We start from the raw sequence: 18,150 nt of genomic DNA on the forward strand, positions 1-18,150 counted from the left end.
ACGACGCCTGATGAATGCCTCATTGTCGAAAAACACAGCTGACCTGCCGATGACCTCAAGATGACAAAATCGTCATGTTGACGTCATGTCGCAGACCCTCTCCGGTCGGCTACAATCGCAATCTCATCATGGAGACCGTTATGCGGCTATTGATCGTAGAAGACGAAACCAAAACTGGCGATTACCTGCACCAGGGCCTCAGCGAAGCCGGATTCAATGTGGTGTTGGCGCGTAACGGCCTCGACGGCCATCATCTGGCCATGACTGAAACGTTCGATCTGATTCTGCTGGATGTGATGTTGCCGGACGTCGACGGCTGGAAAATCTGTCAGTCACTGCGTGAGGCGGGTAACCAGACCGCGATTCTGTTTCTGACCGCACGGGACCAGGTAGAAGACCGCGTCAAAGGACTGGAACTGGGTGCCGATGATTACCTGGTCAAGCCGTTTGCGTTTGCAGAATTGCTGGCGCGAGTACGTAGCCTGCTGCGACGTGGCAACCGTCCGGTACAGGAATCATTGGCGGTGGCCGACCTGCAAATCGACATCATCAAACGGCAAGCCATTCGCGCTGGCCAGAAAATTTCCCTCACCAACCGCGAGTTTACCTTGCTGGAACTGCTTGCCAGTCGTAAAGGCGAAGTACTGCCACGGTCATTGATCGCATCACAGGTGTGGGACATGAACTTCGACAGCGACACCAACGTCATCGACGTTGCCATCCGACGTCTGCGCCGCAAGATCGACGACCCGTTTAAACCCAAACTGATCCATACCGTGCGCGGCATGGGCTACCGGCTGGACGACGATGACAACTGAACCTTTGTGCAGCCGCTCCCGTAAACGACCGCTGTCCTTGCAACGGCGCGTTACCCTGTATGCGGCACTGGCCATTGGTATTGGCCTGATCAGCCTGGTCATGCTGGTGCAGCAATCCATTCGAGACCACTTCGTAGAACAGGACGCCATGCAGCTGGCGCTGGTCGCCGAACTGCTTGGCAGCCAAAGCCAACACGGCCGAACTGAACTGCTGGAACAGCTTGATCAAGTGCAGGCCCAGCACGGCATCAAGGTGCAGCTAAGAGACAATGGCACCCTGCTGCACAGCAGCCCCAACTTTGTCCTGCCCGATTGGGTTTTGCAGCATCCGGGCAGCGAGCACATCAACGCCAACACCCTGATTCAATGGCAGCATGACCAACAGCATTATCGCGGCGCCGTACTCACGCTCAGCACCGGACAAGCTCCAAACGCCCATCACTACCAGCTGGTACTGGCCGCCGACCTGGCCTTCCATCGCCACTTTATGGATGGGTTCAACCACCAGTTGTGGCTGATTGCCGCCGCCATGGGCGGGCTGACACTGCTCGCGGTATGGCTGGGCATCCGTCAGGGCCACGCGCCGCTGCGCAAGGTGGGCGACTACATTCGCCAGATTCAGCCCGGCCAATTGCAACAGCGACTGTCGGCAGAGCATTGCCCCAGCGAACTGGTGCCGTTAATTGAGTCGTTCAATACCATGATGACGCAACTGGAAGACGGCTTCGAACGGCTGTCCAACTTCTCCGCCGACATCGCCCACGAACTGCGCACGCCACTCACCAACCTCATTACCCAAACCCAAGTGATGCTGGCGCAACCCAGAGACCTGAACAGTTATCAGGAGCTGCTTTATTCAAGCCTGGAAGAACAGGAGCGGCTGGCCCGCATGGTGTCTGACATGCTGTGGTTGGCCAAAGCCGATAACCACCAGCAAGCCCTGCAAACCAGCCGGATAAACCTGCAAGAAGAAGTCGAAGACCTGTTTGAATTCTTTGAACTGCTGGCCGACGAACGTGCAATCGAGCTGCATTTGAAGGGTGAAGCCCGCAACGTACAAGGCGACCGCAATATGCTGCGCCGAGCCATCAGCAACCTGATCTCCAACGCCATCCGCCACACCGCCGAGCAAAGCCGAATTACCGTCACACTGGCCAATACCCCAACCGGCGTAACACTGACCGTCAGTAACCCCGGCAGCGCCATCCCCAGCCAGCACCTTGAACACCTGTTCGAACGATTCTATCGCGCCGATCCATCACGCCACCGCAGCACAGGCAACGAAAGCACCGGCCTGGGACTGGCCATCTGCAAATCCATCGTGCAACTGCATCACGGCAGCGTCGCGGCCCAAAGTGCTGACCGCGATAACCACTTCAGCATCACACTGCCTGCCACAGACACAATCCCGGAGGCCGCCCCGGAAGCGTCACACCAAAACCGTACAGGATCATAAAAACACCAACAAAGCTTCTTGCCCGTTGGCCAAGCGCGCTGGAATTCAGTACCATACGCGCCCTCTCTTCCGCTCCCTATAGCTCAACAGGATAGAGCATCCGCCTCCTAAGCGGACGATCGGGGTTCGAGTCCCTGTGGGGAGGCCATTACTATTCCTGCTGAATCAAGGCTCTAGCGACAGTTAGTCGCACAATCATGCAAGTGTCAGAACGGTGCCAAAACCTCAAATGGTGTCAAATTGGTGTCAACGCTTGGTTGGCCGATACATTTACGAAGGGATGATAGATAGGCTTATAAGCAGTAACAATTAAATCAGCTCTTTGTACTCACTGAGCATTCCAGCACTTTTAGGTAGGCGGCTTCTCAATCCAGTGAGAAATTCGTCTGGCGTGAGAGCAGGCTTCCTCAAACGCTGACGCATTTCCTTTATTGCCCCACAACAGGCTCCAGGAGCCATATCAATCTGATAAGCAATAAAGTCGTCAGGATGAATAGCATCTATTCCGTAACGTTTTAAATACTCAGCAGGGAAATCTTTCAAGTTGCTGGTAATGATGGCATTTGCACCACAATGAATAGCAGCAGCCAGGACATGACGATCATCTGCGTCAGGGAGCTGCAATCCTTCAATCAAATCATCAAACCCCGTCACCAGCGCATCATCAACAGCCTTGTCCATCAGCGCGCGAATTCGCTTCAGGCCATCCATTGATATGCCCTGATTCTGATGAACGTTACGCATCCATTCATCGTGAATCCTGTCACTCCAGTAGGCTTTGAATATTCGTCGTTTGGCCAGACTTAGCAGAACATCTCTCTGTGCCGGTGGGTAGATGACGCAAGCATCCAGGACCACGGAAAAAAGAGCCATCAGAAGTACGGCCCTAATTCCTGAGATAGCTCTGCCAACTCATCCAGCGCTTTTCCCCGAGCTTCGTCCACTTGCTTGCGGTAATCCATCACATCGGTCAACTTGACCCGGCGATGACTTCCAACCTTGCGGAATGGAATCGCCCCCTGCTCAAGCAGTTTTACCAAGTGGGGACGACTGATACTCAGCAGCTCAGCCGCTTGCTGGGTACTGACTTCTTGATGAATTGGCACCAGGCTAATCGCATTACCCTGAGAAACCTGTGTCAGAACATTAAGCATCAGGTTCATAATGTCGCCCGGCAGCACCAGCTCGTTGCTGCTGCCAGAGCTACCTTGAATGGTCATCCGAACCCGATCATCATCGGAATAATTGGACAACGCCTGCGCCAGCACCCGACTGGAGTCCTTAGCCTGCTCACTGTCTTCAGCAGTCGGCAGGAATACCACTTCTGCGCCCATTGGATTAACCCCTGTTTTTCTGATTTTACAGCACGTTACTCACGTCGTCAGATCAGATTAAACGAAATAAACGAAACAGCAAGTAATCTACTCGAATGTGAACTACTGAGGCAGTAATCAATATCGTCAAATTTCAGCAGGCAAAGCGTCCAACACCTGCTCGACTTGGGAAGGCTCTCTTCGTTGTTCTCGTATGCTATTGGACTCACGAAAATCCCGGGCTTCTGCAGTCACAACGAACTCGGCATCGGGAGAAACTCTTAACACCTCTTCTCGTATTTCGTTCAGGGTTACGCTAAAGAACTCTTTCCGGTTGTTAACGAGGTTCAACCTTTTATGATCGAATGAACGATGCAGTAGGCTCTCGAGAGCTGGAGCATCATCACTGTAAATCATCGCATGCACATCAAATACAAAGGGGACACTGGCATCACCTAACTCTTTGACCCGATCCAATGGCTCTAGCCTTCGTGTCATACCGATTTTGTAAACATTTTCCCCAAAAGAGCCGATGTTAGAAATGACGTATACATGTCCGGACTTCGTCTGTTGAGCCATCGATAATGCTCTTTCACTTTGTGCGTGAGCCGCTCGTAATTCTTCATCCAAGAGAGCAATTTGTTCATTCAGCTGAGCTAATTTCTCTCCAGCAGCCCTATTCGCCTGCTCTTTGGCCTTTGCCAATAGCTTCGCAAAGCGTTCTTCTTCTTTGAGTGCTTTTTCTCTTTCCTGATCGAGCTTCGCCTCTTCACGCATTTGACGTCTAATCTCAGCCTGCTCCTCTTTAACAGCCTGCTTTTTCTCTGCAAATTCATGAGCAAGTCGGAGCTCGTTGAGTTTGAGGTCCAAGTATTGCTGAGTGATAACAACGCTATTGGTGTCATTCAGCTTATTGATTGATTCAAAGGCCTTTTTGATACGTTCTTCCATACGCAGTATGTTGTTCCAACTAACGGATGAAATCGATGAATCACATTCGTTGTTAAATGCCCTGGCTGCAATTTTGACTGCCTTTCTGGCAAGTGCTCTACCTTTCGTTCGGCTACCTTCTACAGTCCATTCCGCAGTGCAGTAGATGCCTTGACCATTGGAAAGCAGCTCTTTTTGAATTTCTCGTACTCGCCGCCTCTCTTCCTTATATTCATCTGGAGTATCAAAATCGAAATGGGGCTCGTAGAACCCAAGCTCAGCTGATTCAATTCGTTCGTCATAAATTGCCACTTCGCGAATCAATTTTTGCAGCAACGACCTCTTTTCTTTGTAGCTTTGGCGAACCCCCTCTATATCTTTCAGTAGTCGATCCTTAGTGACTCGACAGGCTTCTACTTCAGCCTCAATATCAGTGACAGATTCAAAACGTTTTTCTACCTCATCCAAGGCATATGACTTATCACTTAAGGTCTTTCTGAGCTTTGTCAGAGCCGTCAAAGCTAAAATTAATCCCACCAAAGTGATGCCCAATAACACTGCACCGTATACCTGCTGCTGTTCTGTCAGCTCCATGACTGCCTCTCCTTTTCACGAAAAATCAATTCAGCTTGCAACTGGATACCACATCATCGGAGAAAGTAGCTGTACACCTTCCGCTACTACAACCCACTCCATCAGCAAGCAAACTACACATAAACTAACATGGCCGGGCTAAACACCCATTACATCGCTGCTGTTCTGACGCTCCACTCAGCTCCGGCCATAAGTTTTTGTCTCGCGTTATTAATTTCCCGGCTTTTCAGGGCCTGAATACCCTCTACTTTTCAAGCAGTTCACCATGGCTATTTTTCAGTTAGGGAAACAGGCAATCATTTTCAGCGGTGCGCTGGCACGTATGGTTGCGTTTGTGTGGCGCATTTCAGGCCAGGTTTGTCAGTATCGTCAATAAGTCACAGGGGTTTGTCAGGCCAGTTCAGTGGCAGCAGGTGGCGGTCTTTACGTTTCAAAATTGATAACGATTCGTTTTGGGTTGGCAGGCTGTTTTCTGTCGGCGGGCTTTTCTAGCATCGAAAAGGTGATAAGCCTGCCGGATGCAGTGGTCGATACGCCGTTCTGCTCCAGCGGCGATCCTGGTTAGCCGTCGGTCTTCGACGCTGACTACGCATTTTAATAACAACAAAGACAACTTCGCTGGAGCCTGCAATGACTCAGTCCAATGCCAACCTGTTGGGGGCCTTGTCCTCCATCCATTCCTCAAACCCGTTTGCGTTTGCCAAGCCTCTGGCGGTCGCGGTGCTGTCTGCTTCCCTGTTGATGGGGTGTGGTAGTGATGACGACAACGACAATACCAGTTCGGTGGTTGCCGATGCGGAAGACACTGCCCTGGCGTTTGATGCCACCGATTACACCACGGTGAATGTCACGGTCGATGGTGAGTCGGTTGCTGTTCGCCAGTACCGCATTGTGTATGTGGCCAACCCGCTAGCTGCCGGTTCATCTTCTACCCGCTTTGGCCAGCCACTGGAAATTACCGACCCCTATACCTTTCAGACCATGATTGTGTCGGTGCCGGAAAGTGCGCTGGAAGATCAGCAAACGGCGCTGTATTTCATGGTTAACAATGGCGGCTGGTTCAACAGTCCGGTTGCAACCGATGTCTCGGATGGCGCGGAGTTTGTCAGCGATTCAGATACCGACAACGTTGGCGCCGCATTGAAAGCCGGATACGTGCTGGTGGATGTGGGCACCCGCAGTCGCGGTGCCCGTGGGGTGAATGGCGATTGGATTGGTAAAGCACCGGCTCCTGTTGTCGACGCCAAGGCCGCCATTCGTTATTTGCGTTTGAACGACGCTGCGATGCCGGGCTCGGCAGAACGCATTGTGGTTACCGGCACCAGTGGCGGTGGCGGTTTGACCTCTGCGGTTGCAGCCAGCGGTAACAGCGCCGACTACCTGCCGTTCCTCAGTGCCATTGGCGCAGCCGGTGTCACCGGCGCTGACGACACACTGGCCAGCACCATTAACGACGATGTGTTCGCCGCCGTGGCTTACTGCCCGATTAACAACCTTGGTAATGCCGACGCCGGTTACGAGTGGCAGTACAACGCCATTCGCAGCGATGACAACACCGGCGCATTAAACGGTGTCGCCTACTCCGAAGGCCCACAGCCTGCGGCTTCCAGTGCCATTGCCGCCATGTTCCCGGATTATCTGGCCGGTCTGGGGCTGACCAACGCCGACGGTACAGCGCTGACCGCAGACACCATCAACGACGAAACCGTTGCCTTCCTGAAAGAGGAAATTGAGCGCCAGATTGCAGCGGGTACGGCAGTGCCAGCCTTTGGCGAAAACTTTGAGGTTACCCAACGCGGTACCACCTACAGCATTCCCAACGACTGGCTGACGCTGAACGGATCAGGCACCACGGCCACCGTCGCAGAGATCGACTTTGAGAAGTTCCTGACCTTCGTCACCACGCCAATCAGCCTGAAAACCGTGGTGGCGTTCGACGCAGGGGCCGTCACCGGCAATCCGAGCATCAGTGGCGAAACCAATCTGTTCGGCAGCGACAGTTACGAGTATTCCAACTTTATTGAGTGGAGCTGGAACAACAACGAAGTTCAGGCCGATGGCTCTGGCCCGGACGACACGGGCATGGAGTGGGATGAGTACATCGCCAGTGAGTATGGCAGTGAACTCGCAACCCAGTTGAAGCTGATTAACCCATTGGAATATCTGGGCACCGATGCTGACACCGCGCCTTACTGGTACGTGCGCCACGGCATGATCGACCGCGATACCGCGTTTGCGATGCAAACCCTGCTGTATCAGGCCATTCGTAATGATGATTCGGTGCAGGATGTGAACTTCGCCTTCCCGTATCTGGTACCGCATTCCGGTAACTACGATGTGCAAGAAGCCTTCAGCTGGATCGCTGATACCCTGGCCGCGGCCAACAGCGCGGAGTAATCTGTTTACCAGCGACACCCAGAGACCCTAACCAGGCAAGTTCTGAACGGTCAGCGCCGCTTATTGGCCCTGACCGTTTTGGCGACCACGAAATGGAATCACCGACGGGTAGTATTTGTTCTCAAAGTCTTGTGGGAACAGGGGCTTGTCGTAGTAGTAGCCCTGCACCGTGTCACAGCCTTTGCGGCGCAGGATTTCAGACTGTTTCAGGGTTTCTACCCCTTCGGCCGTCACGGTCAAATCGAGGCTTTTGCCCAACGCAATCACCGCCATCACAATTTGCTCGCTGCCGCTGTCTTCCGCCAGTTCGGTAATGAACGACTTGTCGATCTTGAGTTTGTCCACCGGCAAGCGACGCAAATACGCCAGCGACGAATACCCGGTGCCAAAGTCATCAATAGCCAACGTGATGCCACGGCTGCGCAGTTCCTGCAGTTCTTCCAGAGCCGAGTTGGCCCGTTGCATGATGAAGTCTTCGGTAATTTCCAGCTCAATGTCGGCGCCGTCACAGCCCGTGTCTCGCAGAATATCAATCACTTCAGAAGCAAACTGACCTTTTTCCAGGCGGGTGCCAGAGAGATTAATGGCCACGCGCCCAAAGCGGATATCGCGGTCGCGCCAGCTCTTGGCTTGTTCGCACGCCGTGCGTAGCACCCAATGCTCCAGCGAGGCCAGCAAGCCGGTTTTTTCAGCCACCGGCAAGAAGTCCCCCGGAGGCACCACACCCAGCTCCGGGTGACGCCAGCGCACCAGCGCTTCAACCCCACACAGTTTGCCGGTACTCAGGTCGATTTGCGGCTGATAGCTGAGGAACAACTCGCGGTTCTGAATGGCTCGATGCAGTTCATAATCGAGTTTCAGCAATTTGGCGGAGTGCTGGCTAACATCGTCACTGCTGAAGCAATGGGTGTTTTTGCCAGCGTCCTTGGCCTGATACATGGCACCGTCGGCTTTCCGCAGCAGGGTTTCGTAATCTTCTCCATCGTCCGGATAAATGCAGATCCCGGCACTGGCGGTCACCCGTACGGTTTCGGCTTTGATATTGAAAGGCACGTCGAGCTTGTCGAGCAGTTTGTCGGTCAGGCGAATCACGTCGTCAACATCGTGAATATCCTGCAACAGCACCACAAATTCATCACCCCCCAAACGGGCCACCAGGTCTTCACGACGCAGCTCGGTACGAATCAGCTCAGCCACCTTGATCAACAGCTGATCTCCCGCATGGTGACCGAGGCCGTCGTTAACGTATTTGAAGTTGTCGAGGTCGATAAACAGCATGGCAAAGCGCATACGACGCCGCTCCGCCCGGGCAATTGCTTGCTCAACCGACTCAGCAAACAGCACCCGGTTAGGCAAGCCCGTCAGCGTATCGTGATGGGCCAGCTGCTCCAGCTTGCGTTGGTTGGCCTTGATGTCGGAGATATCGATAAACGAGTACAGACAATGACAGGACGCCATCGGCGAGTGCATGCCAACGCTGTCGTCCTCCACATGGCTAACCGACAACCGAATTGGAAACAGCTCGCCGTTCTTGCGTTTGGCAAAGTGCTCACCGGTCCAGCGTTTATCCCCCTTCTCGACCTTGAAGTGGTCGCGCTGCTCTTCCGAGCCGCCCAGGAAGATGCTGGCTCCCTGACCGATGATGTCGTTGCGGTCAAAGCCGGTAAGGTCCAGAAACGCCTGGTTCACATGCTCGATACAGTACTCGGTGTCGGTAATGACCATGGCTTCGCCAGAGTCCTGAAAAGCACGGGCAAAGTTACGCAGTTCTTTTTCGCTGTGCAGGCGCTGACTGATGTCCATCACGGTTGCCGATACTTCCAGCTCACCGTCCATGTCCACCGGGCTCAGGCTGATTTCGAGTGGGATCTTGTGGCCCTGCTTGTGCCTGCCGTATACATGGCGGTCGTTAACGATCGACAGTCGCGACGGCTGCTGCAAGTAATCGTGCCGCATTCGCTGATGCGCCTTGCGCCCATGCTCGGGAATCAACACTTCCACTTGTTGACCCACCAGCTCACCTTCGTGATACCCGAACATGCTGTTCAGCGCCGGGTTAGCCAGGACGATTACGCCGTGATTATCAACAATCAGAATGCCGTTGATGCTGCTTTCCACCAGGTTTTGCGCCCGTGCGCGTACCTTCAGAAGGTCGCTGGTCATTTGTCGCAAACGCTCGGAAATTTCCAGTCGGGCACTGGTTTGACGATGATGATGACGGGAGTGCAGCAGCGCCATTGCCAGTAAACACAACAGCAATGTCACCGGCGTACTGACCATCAAAATGGAACGGCAGATTTGCCATTGCATGGCCGTCAGGGTCTCGGCCGATACAAACCGCACCAGTTTTACCCGAGGTGCGTTGGCGGCATTCGCCAGCGCCACGGTCGACCAGGTCCACAGGTTGTCGCGCTCCAGTAAGCCATCGTTTTGCATCCAGATGGTTTCCCAAGCCTCCGGGTAGCTCTGCCCCAGCCGCTGCGGCTGGTCGAACATAAAGCCCCATTCCTGCTCGCTGCTAAAACCGCGTAAGTAATCACCGCTGGTATTCAGCACCAGGCCTGTAGAGACGGTTTCCGGGGTGTCCGGATTGATTTGCAGAGGGTCGATTTGCTGGTTAATGACCACAATGCCACGGCCCACACCATTGTTGTCGAACACCCGTATGGCAAGCCGCACCATCGGGCGGAAAGGCTGTTCTACACGGCCGTTTTCCATGTTCAGGTCGATGTCCGAGAAATACACCTGGCCACGCAGTAACTGGATGGTTTCCGAGAAGTAGTAACGCGATGATTTATCTTGTAGCTCGCCATCGGGCAGAGACAATACCTCGCGACCAAAGCGCTGCAAGCGGACTTGCTCTCGGCCGCTTTCGTCGAGCCAGCGTACCTGATGGAATTGCGGATGACGAGTGATGATCTCGCGCAGCATCGGCGTGACCAGAGGCTCGGGATGAGACTCGGCCAGAGCGGCCGAAAATCTGGCTTCCCCCGACAGCGACTCCAGAATGTTGACCGCCCCTTGCAGGTAACCTTCAAACCGCGCCGACATGCTCAGCACCTGAGCGTGCTCGCGGGATACCAGTTCCTGAGCTTCCTGATGCAGCTGCAAGCGACCGATGGTCCAGCTACTGAGTGCACCCACAGCGATCAAGCTAACAACCGCGACGACCATCTGCTTGCGCAATGTCATAAACGTCCTCATCGTCCCTGTCCTTCGGCAAGATGCCGGGAGTCTTGTGGGGCTCGCCTGGCACGCTCACAACAGCTTGAAACTGTCAGAGCAATCAAAAGAGCCCCGAAGGGTCATCCTTGCAGTAAAGAACAGGGAGAGAGGAAGTCCAAGTGCCAGTCACAACTGGCAGGCAGCAACTGGCTGATTGGCCTTATCTGGTTAGCCTTGTCTGTTTAGCCTTTAGCAGGACTCATCTGATGCACCAGCTGACCCAGGGTGCGCAAGGCTTCTTCCAGCTTGTCGTTCCAGGGCACCGCGATGTTAAGACGCAGGTAGTGGTCAAAACGATCGCTGTTTGAGAACAGACTGCCTGGAACCACGGTAATGGAACGCTCACGAGCCAGGTGATAGAGCTTGGTCGAGTCGATACCGTCAGGTAGCTGAATCCACAGGCAGTAACCGCCGTTGGGGCATGAGATCAGGGTTTCTTCCGGGAAGAAGCGGCGAATCTCCAATTTGAAACGGGCGAAGTTCTCAGTGATAACCTGCCGCAGCTTACGCAAATGACGGTCGTAGTGGCCGTGCTGCAAATACGACTGCACCGCATATTGCGACAAGGTACTGGCCGAGAAGGTGGTGAAAGTCTGTTCTTTCACCACTTGTTTGAAGTGCCGCCCCGGCAAACACCAGCCCAACCGCAAACCGGCCGACAGGGTTTTCGAGAACGAGCTGCAATACATCACCCGTCCATCGGTGTCCCAGGCTTTCAGCGCCGAAAAAGCACCGTCTGCAGCGCGGGCGCTGTTTGGCCCTTTATCGCCAATAAACGCCAACTCACCGTAAATATCGTCTTCCAGCAAATCGATGTCGTAACGACGGGCCAGCGACACCAATTGCTTCTGCCGTGCCACCGGAATAATCGAACCGTGTGGGTTGGAAAACCGCGCCGTCAACAGCACGACCTTGATCGGCCACTGGCTCAGCGCCAGCTCCAACGCTTCCACGCTCATGCCGGTTTGCGGGTCGGTCGGAATTTCCAACACTTTCAGGCCCAGCAATTCCGCCAGCTGCAAAAAGCCGTAATAACACGGTGACTCGACCGCCAGCAGGTCGCCCGGCTTGGTGGCGGCGCGCAAACACAAGGTCAGCGCTTCAACGCAACCGTGCGTTACCACGATTTCGCTGGCGCCACAGTGCACGCCAGCATCGCGCATGCGCACTGCCAGCTGCTGCCGCAAAGCCGGATAGCCCGGCGAAAACTGATACTGCAACACTTCGTCAATGTGGTAACGCGCCGCTTTCTGAATGTGCTGCTGCAACTGCCGTTGAGGCATCAGCGAATCTTCAGGAATCGTTGCCCCAAGGTTCACCATGCTGGGCGTTTTCAACTCGTCCAACAGCTCGGTAATCAGCTCGACCTTGGTGACTTTGGTAGGGGTTTTCTCCGGCTCAGACACTGGTAGCCGCGGTTCACCTTCCGGGTCGTTGGCGGCAAATGCCGACCGTACGTAATAACCGGATTGCGGCCGAGCCTGTAACCAGCCCTGATCTTCCAGCCAGGCGTACGCCTGCGACACCGTGGAAATGCTGACGCCTTTCTGGGCACTCATTTTACGGACACTGGGAATCTTGTGGCCGACCGGAAACACGCCAGACTGAATGTCAGCGGCAAGGCTATCGGCCAGTTGAAGGTAAAGCGGTTTTTCCAGTGTACGTTCCAGCATGAGGGTGTCCTGAATAACAAAAGAGTCAGCGTCGGGCTCTGTATTGAGGGGGTATTCCGCAATAAAAGAACCGCGCCGTAACGGCTGTCCTGAGTGGTTGAAAAGTATGTCAACAGCATACGCCTGGGGCTTGAAGCATGACCAGTACAGTTTGTTGCTTTTTGGCCAGTTCAGTTAACTGTTACGTCATTCTGTACTGGTATTTCCCCTTGATTCTGCCGCTAACCGCAACAGTTGCGCTATTGGATACTGTGATCGTCCCATGATCATTCGCTCACAGGAGGGCGCCATGACACATTCGCTTACCGCTCAATTACCCGTTTCTGACCGCAATATCGAGAGTAAAGCGGCCATTGCTACCAACAAGCGCACGCTGACACTGGGTATTCTGATTACCGGCGCAATCGCCGCTGCGATGGTGATGGTGGCGTCTGGTTGGTTGGCGCTGGAGCAGTTTTCCAGCCATACCCTGGCGTTTGGTTCCAGTGCCATGACCGGTGTGCTGGCCATGCTGTGGTTGTCGGTACGCGGCTGGGATTTTCCGTCGTCGGCCAACTGGCCGTGGATCGGCATCACCAGCGTGCTGGCCACCCTGCTGCTGCCGTTTGCCACTCTGAATGCAGTGACAGAACTGTCGCTGGGCTGGGCCTTGCTGTCACTGGTGGTTGCTCTGACGGTTTATCAGCTGGGTAGCCAACTGCTGTTGTTCCGCCGTACCGATGCCATGGTGGCATGGCAGTTTGTGGTATCCCTGCCGCTGTGTGCGCTGCTGTTTGGTCACTCGCTGGGAGTGGATGCCGCCGCCATTGACGGTGTACACAGTGCCTCAGGTATTGATGCCGTCGCGATGGCCCTGACGGGCATTGCCCACGCCGTTATCTGGCAGTGTGTATGGGCTCGTAGCCGTCGTCGTACCGCACGCGTCTAGACTGACCAGTCTGGCGGGTATTCTGAAAAGAAGGCCGCCAGACTGAATTCTGCTTTCACCTGCTCAGCAAAATCGACCCGCCGAATACGGCGGCTGTCGATTCCCTGATAGCCCATCTCGGCCAGACAGGCCATGCAAATACCCGACGTTTTGCCATCCGCCAGTTCCGGCTCCTGGGTCGAAATGCTCGCCAGTACGTCGACGTTCTTATGCCGCCACTGATCCACCTCGTGACAGCTGGAAACATGCCACTGAGGGTATTCAACCCCCGTTTGTCGAACCCATACGCGCCGATTCTTGTGCGCCAGTGTGCGGTCTTTCAGCAGTAACAAACGACTGGCCGGAATCACCAGCCCCTGCTCTGCCAGGGCTTTCAGTTCCTGATGACTCAGATGCCGCTCGGGGTCATGCAGCTCGAACGAGCCAGTGTCTGCGGCACCCATGGCTTGTCGCAGTTGTAGCCATTCCGACTGCTCGGAAAAGTCCACCAGCTTCACGCTACAGCACCTTGTCCAGAATGGTGGCGATGCGGCCTTCGGCATCGGTGCGCACCCGAAATTCTACCCGCCGTGAGCCTTCTGCCACTTCGTCGCCCTGTTGGTCGCGGACCGGCTTGGCCGACGACAGACCGTTGGCCGTCAGATGGGTTTTCAGCCAGTTTTTGTCTTGCTCTACTGACGACAATTCCAGCACGTAAGCCAGTGTCGAACGGGTGCGCTCCTGCGACAGTTCCATGTTGCGAATGTAGGCTTCGTCTTCGTTTTTGGCACCGAACCAGCCCGATGAGGTATGGCCTTCAATACGCACTTCCAGAATGTCTTCGCGGTAGGATTCACCGGTAATGATGCGAATATAGCGCGGGAAAAAGTCCGCCAGTATCTGCTGGAATTCCGGCTTCAGGTCGGCATCGCCCTTGTCGAACAGCACATCGGTGTTGTTGAAACGAAAGGCCAGATCTTCGTCCAGCTCCGCGCCCCAGCGGGTCATGTCGTCGGCAAACTCGGCTTTCAGGTCCTTGTACAGCTGGGTGCGCAGTTGATCGTACAGAATGGCGACGTCGCGCACCTTGTTACGCTCGGTTTCGACGTTGACCATAAACACCATCGACACCAACATGAAGACCATCATCAGCCCGGCCATCAGGTCGGCTACCGACAACCAGTGGGCTTCACCTTCCGGCACTGGCTGGCCATCCAGCAGGCTGCTTTGATCACTCATGCACGCGCTCCGCGGTTTGCACCAGACGTTGCAGTTTGTCGGTCAGCGGGCTGTAGTCAGAAACAAATTTCTCGGACAAGGCGCTGAGCTGAACACCCAACGATTTCAGCGACTTGTTCAGCTCCGCTTCGAGGGATTCGTCCAGCACCACAAACTGGCGCTCGACGCGCTCGCCCAGTTTTTGCAGCTGGTAGAGGCTCTGTTGTTGCTGGTTTTGCAGATTTTCCTGAGTGCTGGCCAGTTGCTGCTGCCACTGGTTTTGCAGCTTGGTCTGGGATTCGCTCAGCTCGTTGCTGAGCCAGCTTTGCTGTTTTTCAACCGCATCGGCCATGCCCTGGGTCAACCCCAACACTCGCTGCTCCAATTGCGGCAAGCCATCAGCGGCACTGGCAATCAAACCGGCCAGGCTGCCCAGTTGCTTTTGCAAACTGTCGCGCTGGGTTTCCATCGCCGTCAGCAGTTCTTCCAACGAGGCCGAAATACCGTTAAAGGCATCCGCATGGCGTACCATGAATTCAAACGACTCAACCGCCGACTTCATCGACTCGGTGCTGCGCTGCTGCTCGTCGATCAGCTCGGTAATCTGCGCCTTGTACTGTTTTTGCCAATCCAGCATGGAAATCACAGACTCGTTCAAGCGCTTGAAGTTATCACCGTACTGTTCGTTGATTTTGGTGTTGAACTCGGTCATCACCCGCTCAATGGCCTCAACCAGCGCCTTGGCATTGGCTTCTGCCATGCGCTCCTGATAGTGCTCCAGTGAGTGATTGATCTGCTCCAGCTCCTGCATCAAAGCCTTGTGCTGGCGGTCCCCCTGACTGCTGGCGGCCGTCTGGAAGGCACTGATGGCCGCAGCGGCGTTGTTATCGCGGGCCAGTTGATTCATTTCTGTCAGCGACAGCTTCATCTTGTCGAGGGATTCCAGCAGGTCACTGATGGTCGCCCCCTGCTGTTTTCCGGTCGGTGCGGTCAACTGACCGAACGCGCCGCGCACCTTGATACTGAGCGCTCCCAGCAAGCCGACAATGGACGACCAGAACGCGGTTTTCAGGCCTTCCATCAGCGTGGGTACGCTGGCCTGAATGTCCGTGGTATCAAATTCGGACAAACCTAACGCAACCCCCAGAAAGGTACCAAAGATACCCAGCGAGGTAAGAATATTGGGGGCAACATCCAGGGTTTTGCCACTGAACCGCCAGAAGTGAAAACCTACGGTCAACAGGCCAATGGCGGCCATCAACAGCAGGGTCCAGCCAGACAGGGATTCCATCATGGGACAACTCATGCATTCGGTGATTTTGTATGAGTCTAGTCCATGCTGACTTTTTTGCGCCGGGCAATAGCGCTAGTATTCTTATCAATAAAATCAGGCATGCAAAAAAGGAAACATCATGCTCATCAGCAATATGGAAGTCGTCCCAGGCAAACGCATTACCCAGCATCTGGGTCTGGTACAAGGCAGTACAGTGCGCGCCAAACACGCCGGTAAAGACATCATGGCCGGTTTGAAAAACATCTTTGGCGGCGAACTCAGCAGCTACACCGAGCTACTCACCGAGTCCCGCGATGAAGCGTTGGAGCGCATGCAGGAGCAAGCCCGTTCATTGGGTGCCAACGCGGTTGTTAACGTCCGCTTTTCTACCTCCTCCATTGCCGCCGGTGCTTCCGAGCTGTTTGTGTATGGCAGCGCGGTGATCATCGAGGACCGCTAACATGGGCGAGCTACTGTTTCAGATCGGCCTGTTTCTGGGGATGCTGTCGCTCGGCTACCTGTTTGGCCGCCGTAATGAACGCAAACACTACCGCAGTATTCAGGCTCGGGAAGACGAGCTGCGCTCCTTGCTGGTGCTAAGCACCAAAATTCCGCCACGCTCAATGCTGTCCCACTCCAGTGAGATGGTCAGTGGTTCGGTGGTGATATCGGTGGATTATTTCAAAACCGTTGTGGCCGGTTTGCGCAGTTTGGTTGGCGGCCGCGTCGGCGCTTATGAAAGCCTGCTGGACCGTGGTCGCCGTGAAGCCATTCTGCGCATGCAGCAGGAAGCCAAAACGCTGGGAGCCGATGCAGTCCTAAACCTGAAGCTGGAAACCAGCCGCATTGGCGATAACGCCGGCAAAGGATTGGGGTCAATCGAGGTGTTGGCTTATGGCACCGCCATGATTCCGACCCGGGCTTCTGCGCCGGACAACCGCTGAATGTCGCAGCCATCCCTGCCCGGCGGTAATCCCAAGCCGCCGGAACACATCAACAACGCCCACAATGCACCAGTAAAAGACCTGCTGTTACTGGCCACCGGGGTCTTGCTTGCCCTGTTGCTTGCGACACTGGTGCTTGCCTACAGCGCGCGCTGGATTGCCCCTTTCATTCCCTACCAATGGGAGCGGGATCTGTTTAACGATGCCCATGTGCCATTTGAGCAAAGCAGCGCAGAAGATACCGCCAATACAGAAAATGACGCACAGGCAGACGCCAAGCAACAAGCCCTGCAACAGCTGATGGAGCGTCTGACCGCCCACCAGCCAGACCGGCTGCCGGTGACCGTTCATTACCTCAGCGACATGGACATTCCCAACGCCTTTGCCACCCTGGGCGGCCATGTATTCGTCAGTGCGGGATTATTAAGAACCGTCGACAGCGAAAATGGCCTGGCGATGGTGATGGCCCACGAATACAGCCATGTTCAGCAACGCCATCCGCTCAAGCTGGCGCTGGAACAGCTGACCGTCAGCATGATGATCAGTCTGGTAACGGGCGACACAGCCGGGCTGGCCCAGCTCACCAGCAGCGTGACACTGTTGTCCTTCAGCCGCGATATGGAACGTGACGCCGACCGCGATGCTCTGCTCATGCTGCAACAGCATTATGGCCACACCCAGGGCGCCGAAGAGTTTTTTGAAAAAATGCTCGACCAACACGGTGAATCCCGTTGGCAAACGGTGTTTCAGACTCACCCGATGACGTCCGAGCGACTGGCGGTCATCGCCAAACAAAAACAGGTAACCAGCAGTAAGGCTCAACTGACTGCATTACCCTCAGAATTACAAATCAAAAGCCATTTTCTGAATACCGGGAAAGCTAACAAGGAAACGGAATGAACTTCTGCAAGATCGCCCTGATTACCACCGCTATTTCCACACTGATATTGGGAGGCTGTGCCAGCAAGTACGTCACTCCTGATGAGAATACGCCACAGGCAACACTGGTTGTGAACAACTACGAAAAGACCAACTCCATTCTGAAGATGAGAGTTAATCAGGTCTTTATCGGTGTTATTGGCGAAGATAAATGCTCAGAGACTGCAATTGTTAAAGGTATTCAGTCTGAAGAAGCTCAGGTTCCCGTGATGATTACTGCGGATAATGCCGTAACCGTCGGGATAAGACATACATGGGGAAGCACCTTTTGTTTCGCCGCCATGGGATTTGAGCCTAAGGCTGGCCATACCTATCAATTACATGACCACGTGATGCAAGACGGATGCGCTGTCATGGTGACAGAGGGCCAAGGCGATGATGAAAAGCCAGTAGCTGGCTTTGCAGTTTCGAATTCGGTGATAAAGGAATTCACATTCTGCATCGACTAAGAGAAATAACGCCC

16 protein-coding genes and 1 tRNA gene are annotated in these 18,150 nt (G+C 54.6%); 9 read left to right on the top strand and 8 right to left on the bottom strand.

Annotated elements, in window-relative coordinates; all coding sequences use genetic code 11:
* Window positions 1–140 precede the first annotated feature (140 nt).
* From G516_RS0116245 to G516_RS0116255, 3 genes are all read left to right on the top strand, one after another.
* Window positions 141–818 (top strand): heavy metal response regulator transcription factor, encoded by a 678-nt coding sequence (locus tag G516_RS0116245; protein WP_028294533.1) that lies wholly within the window; start codon window positions 141–143, stop codon window positions 816–818.
* The gene (locus G516_RS22955; RefSeq protein WP_051219518.1) at window positions 808–2,274 is read left to right on the top strand and encodes a heavy metal sensor histidine kinase; all 1,467 of its coding nucleotides are present in this window, start codon (window positions 808–810) and stop codon (window positions 2,272–2,274) included. The genes G516_RS0116245 and G516_RS22955 overlap by 11 nt, the downstream gene beginning before the upstream one ends.
* A 72-nt stretch (window positions 2,275–2,346) precedes the next feature.
* A tRNA-Arg gene (locus tag G516_RS0116255) sits at window positions 2,347–2,422 on the top strand.
* Window positions 2,423–2,583: 161 nt separating this feature from the next.
* Here the strand turns inward: G516_RS0116255 and G516_RS0116260 are convergent.
* The 3 genes from G516_RS0116260 to G516_RS22960 form a co-directional block, all read right to left on the bottom strand.
* Window positions 2,584–3,147 (bottom strand): PIN domain-containing protein, encoded by a 564-nt coding sequence (locus tag G516_RS0116260; protein WP_051219519.1) that lies wholly within the window; start codon window positions 3,145–3,147, stop codon window positions 2,584–2,586.
* Window positions 3,147–3,608, bottom strand: coding sequence for a helix-turn-helix domain-containing protein (locus G516_RS0116265; RefSeq protein WP_028294535.1), 462 nt, complete (start codon window positions 3,606–3,608; stop codon window positions 3,147–3,149). The genes G516_RS0116260 and G516_RS0116265 overlap by 1 nt, the downstream gene beginning before the upstream one ends.
* Before the next feature lie 126 nt (window positions 3,609–3,734).
* Window positions 3,735–5,111, bottom strand: a complete 1,377-nt coding sequence (locus tag G516_RS22960; protein ID WP_051219520.1) for a DUF4041 domain-containing protein — start codon at window positions 5,109–5,111, stop codon at window positions 3,735–3,737.
* A 630-nt stretch (window positions 5,112–5,741) separates the two neighbouring features.
* On the opposite strand from G516_RS22960, the gene G516_RS0116280 reads away from it, so the two are divergent.
* A complete protein-coding gene (locus G516_RS0116280; protein ID WP_211225132.1) occupies window positions 5,742–7,508 on the top strand; it encodes a subtype B tannase in 1,767 nt (588 codons plus the stop codon).
* Between the two features lie 60 nt (window positions 7,509–7,568).
* On the opposite strand, the gene G516_RS24095 is transcribed toward G516_RS0116280, so the two are convergent.
* Together G516_RS24095 and G516_RS0116290 are read right to left on the bottom strand one after the other, a co-directional pair.
* Complete coding sequence (locus G516_RS24095; protein ID WP_051219521.1) at window positions 7,569–10,700, bottom strand: bifunctional diguanylate cyclase/phosphodiesterase; 3,132 nt, start codon at window positions 10,698–10,700, stop codon at window positions 7,569–7,571.
* A 215-nt stretch (window positions 10,701–10,915) separates the two neighbouring features.
* Window positions 10,916–12,406 carry an aminotransferase-like domain-containing protein gene (locus tag G516_RS0116290; protein WP_028294537.1) on the bottom strand — a complete coding sequence of 497 codons (1,491 nt, stop codon included), beginning with the start codon at window positions 12,404–12,406 and terminating at the stop codon, window positions 10,916–10,918.
* 289 nt (window positions 12,407–12,695) lie between these two features.
* Here G516_RS0116290 and G516_RS0116295 point away from each other — a divergent pair, with 289 nt between their 5' ends.
* Window positions 12,696–13,334, top strand: coding sequence for a hypothetical protein (locus G516_RS0116295; RefSeq protein WP_028294538.1), 639 nt, complete (start codon window positions 12,696–12,698; stop codon window positions 13,332–13,334).
* Here G516_RS0116295 and G516_RS0116300 read toward each other — a convergent pair.
* From G516_RS0116300 to G516_RS0116310, 3 genes are read right to left on the bottom strand one after another with little or no spacing between them, the layout of a single operon-like run.
* Window positions 13,331–13,831: a hypothetical protein gene (locus tag G516_RS0116300; RefSeq protein WP_028294539.1), complete on the bottom strand. Its 501-nt coding sequence runs from the start codon at window positions 13,829–13,831 to the stop codon at window positions 13,331–13,333. The two genes, G516_RS0116295 and G516_RS0116300, sit on opposite strands and share 4 nt — an antisense overlap.
* 1 nt (window position 13,832) lies before the next feature.
* Window positions 13,833–14,552: an OmpA/MotB family protein gene (locus G516_RS0116305; protein WP_036536772.1), complete on the bottom strand. Its 720-nt coding sequence runs from the start codon at window positions 14,550–14,552 to the stop codon at window positions 13,833–13,835.
* Window positions 14,545–15,825, bottom strand: a complete 1,281-nt coding sequence (locus G516_RS0116310) for a hypothetical protein (protein WP_028294541.1) — start codon at window positions 15,823–15,825, stop codon at window positions 14,545–14,547. Before G516_RS0116310 ends, G516_RS0116305 begins: the two co-directional genes overlap by 8 nt.
* 118 nt (window positions 15,826–15,943) lie before the next feature.
* Between G516_RS0116310 and G516_RS0116315 the strand changes: the two genes are divergently transcribed.
* From G516_RS0116315 to G516_RS0116330, 4 genes are read left to right on the top strand one after another with little or no spacing between them, the layout of a single operon-like run.
* Window positions 15,944–16,264 (top strand): YbjQ family protein, encoded by a 321-nt coding sequence (locus G516_RS0116315; protein ID WP_028294542.1) that lies wholly within the window; start codon window positions 15,944–15,946, stop codon window positions 16,262–16,264.
* Between the two features lies 1 nt (window position 16,265).
* Window positions 16,266–16,748, top strand: a complete 483-nt coding sequence (locus G516_RS22970; RefSeq protein ID WP_036536775.1) for a YbjQ family protein — start codon at window positions 16,266–16,268, stop codon at window positions 16,746–16,748.
* Window positions 16,749–17,648 carry a M48 family metallopeptidase gene (locus G516_RS0116325; protein ID WP_028294543.1) on the top strand — a complete coding sequence of 300 codons (900 nt, stop codon included), beginning with the start codon at window positions 16,749–16,751 and terminating at the stop codon, window positions 17,646–17,648.
* Window positions 17,645–18,136 (top strand): hypothetical protein, encoded by a 492-nt coding sequence (locus G516_RS0116330; protein WP_028294544.1) that lies wholly within the window; start codon window positions 17,645–17,647, stop codon window positions 18,134–18,136. The genes G516_RS0116325 and G516_RS0116330 overlap by 4 nt, the downstream gene beginning before the upstream one ends.
* Window positions 18,137–18,150 lie beyond the last annotated feature (14 nt).

It is taken from the genome of Oceanobacter kriegii DSM 6294 (genome assembly GCF_000422845.1).
GTDB lineage: Bacteria > Pseudomonadota > Gammaproteobacteria > Pseudomonadales > Oceanobacteraceae > Oceanobacter > Oceanobacter kriegii.

Excerpts from the sequence above, each read along its gene's own strand:
- G516_RS0116245 (WP_028294533.1), top strand. The coding sequence starts at position 141 with ATGCGGCTATTGATCGTAGAAGACGAAACCAAAACTGGCGATTACCTG.
- G516_RS22955 (WP_051219518.1), top strand. The coding sequence starts at position 808 with ATGACAACTGAACCTTTGTGCAGCCGCTCCCGTAAACGACCGCTGTCC.
- G516_RS0116260 (WP_051219519.1), bottom strand. The coding sequence starts at position 3,147 with ATGGCTCTTTTTTCCGTGGTCCTGGATGCTTGCGTCATCTACCCACCG.
- G516_RS0116265 (WP_028294535.1), bottom strand. The coding sequence starts at position 3,608 with ATGGGCGCAGAAGTGGTATTCCTGCCGACTGCTGAAGACAGTGAGCAG.
- G516_RS22960 (WP_051219520.1), bottom strand. The coding sequence starts at position 5,111 with ATGGAGCTGACAGAACAGCAGCAGGTATACGGTGCAGTGTTATTGGGC.
- G516_RS0116280 (WP_211225132.1), top strand. The coding sequence starts at position 5,742 with ATGACTCAGTCCAATGCCAACCTGTTGGGGGCCTTGTCCTCCATCCAT.
- G516_RS24095 (WP_051219521.1), bottom strand. The coding sequence starts at position 10,700 with ATGACATTGCGCAAGCAGATGGTCGTCGCGGTTGTTAGCTTGATCGCT.
- G516_RS0116290 (WP_028294537.1), bottom strand. The coding sequence starts at position 12,406 with ATGCTGGAACGTACACTGGAAAAACCGCTTTACCTTCAACTGGCCGAT.
- G516_RS0116295 (WP_028294538.1), top strand. The coding sequence starts at position 12,696 with ATGACACATTCGCTTACCGCTCAATTACCCGTTTCTGACCGCAATATC.
- G516_RS0116305 (WP_036536772.1), bottom strand. The coding sequence starts at position 14,552 with ATGAGTGATCAAAGCAGCCTGCTGGATGGCCAGCCAGTGCCGGAAGGT.
- G516_RS0116310 (WP_028294541.1), bottom strand. The coding sequence starts at position 15,825 with ATGATGGAATCCCTGTCTGGCTGGACCCTGCTGTTGATGGCCGCCATT.
- G516_RS0116315 (WP_028294542.1), top strand. The coding sequence starts at position 15,944 with ATGCTCATCAGCAATATGGAAGTCGTCCCAGGCAAACGCATTACCCAG.
- G516_RS22970 (WP_036536775.1), top strand. The coding sequence starts at position 16,266 with ATGGGCGAGCTACTGTTTCAGATCGGCCTGTTTCTGGGGATGCTGTCG.
- G516_RS0116325 (WP_028294543.1), top strand. The coding sequence starts at position 16,749 with ATGTCGCAGCCATCCCTGCCCGGCGGTAATCCCAAGCCGCCGGAACAC.
- G516_RS0116330 (WP_028294544.1), top strand. The coding sequence starts at position 17,645 with ATGAACTTCTGCAAGATCGCCCTGATTACCACCGCTATTTCCACACTG.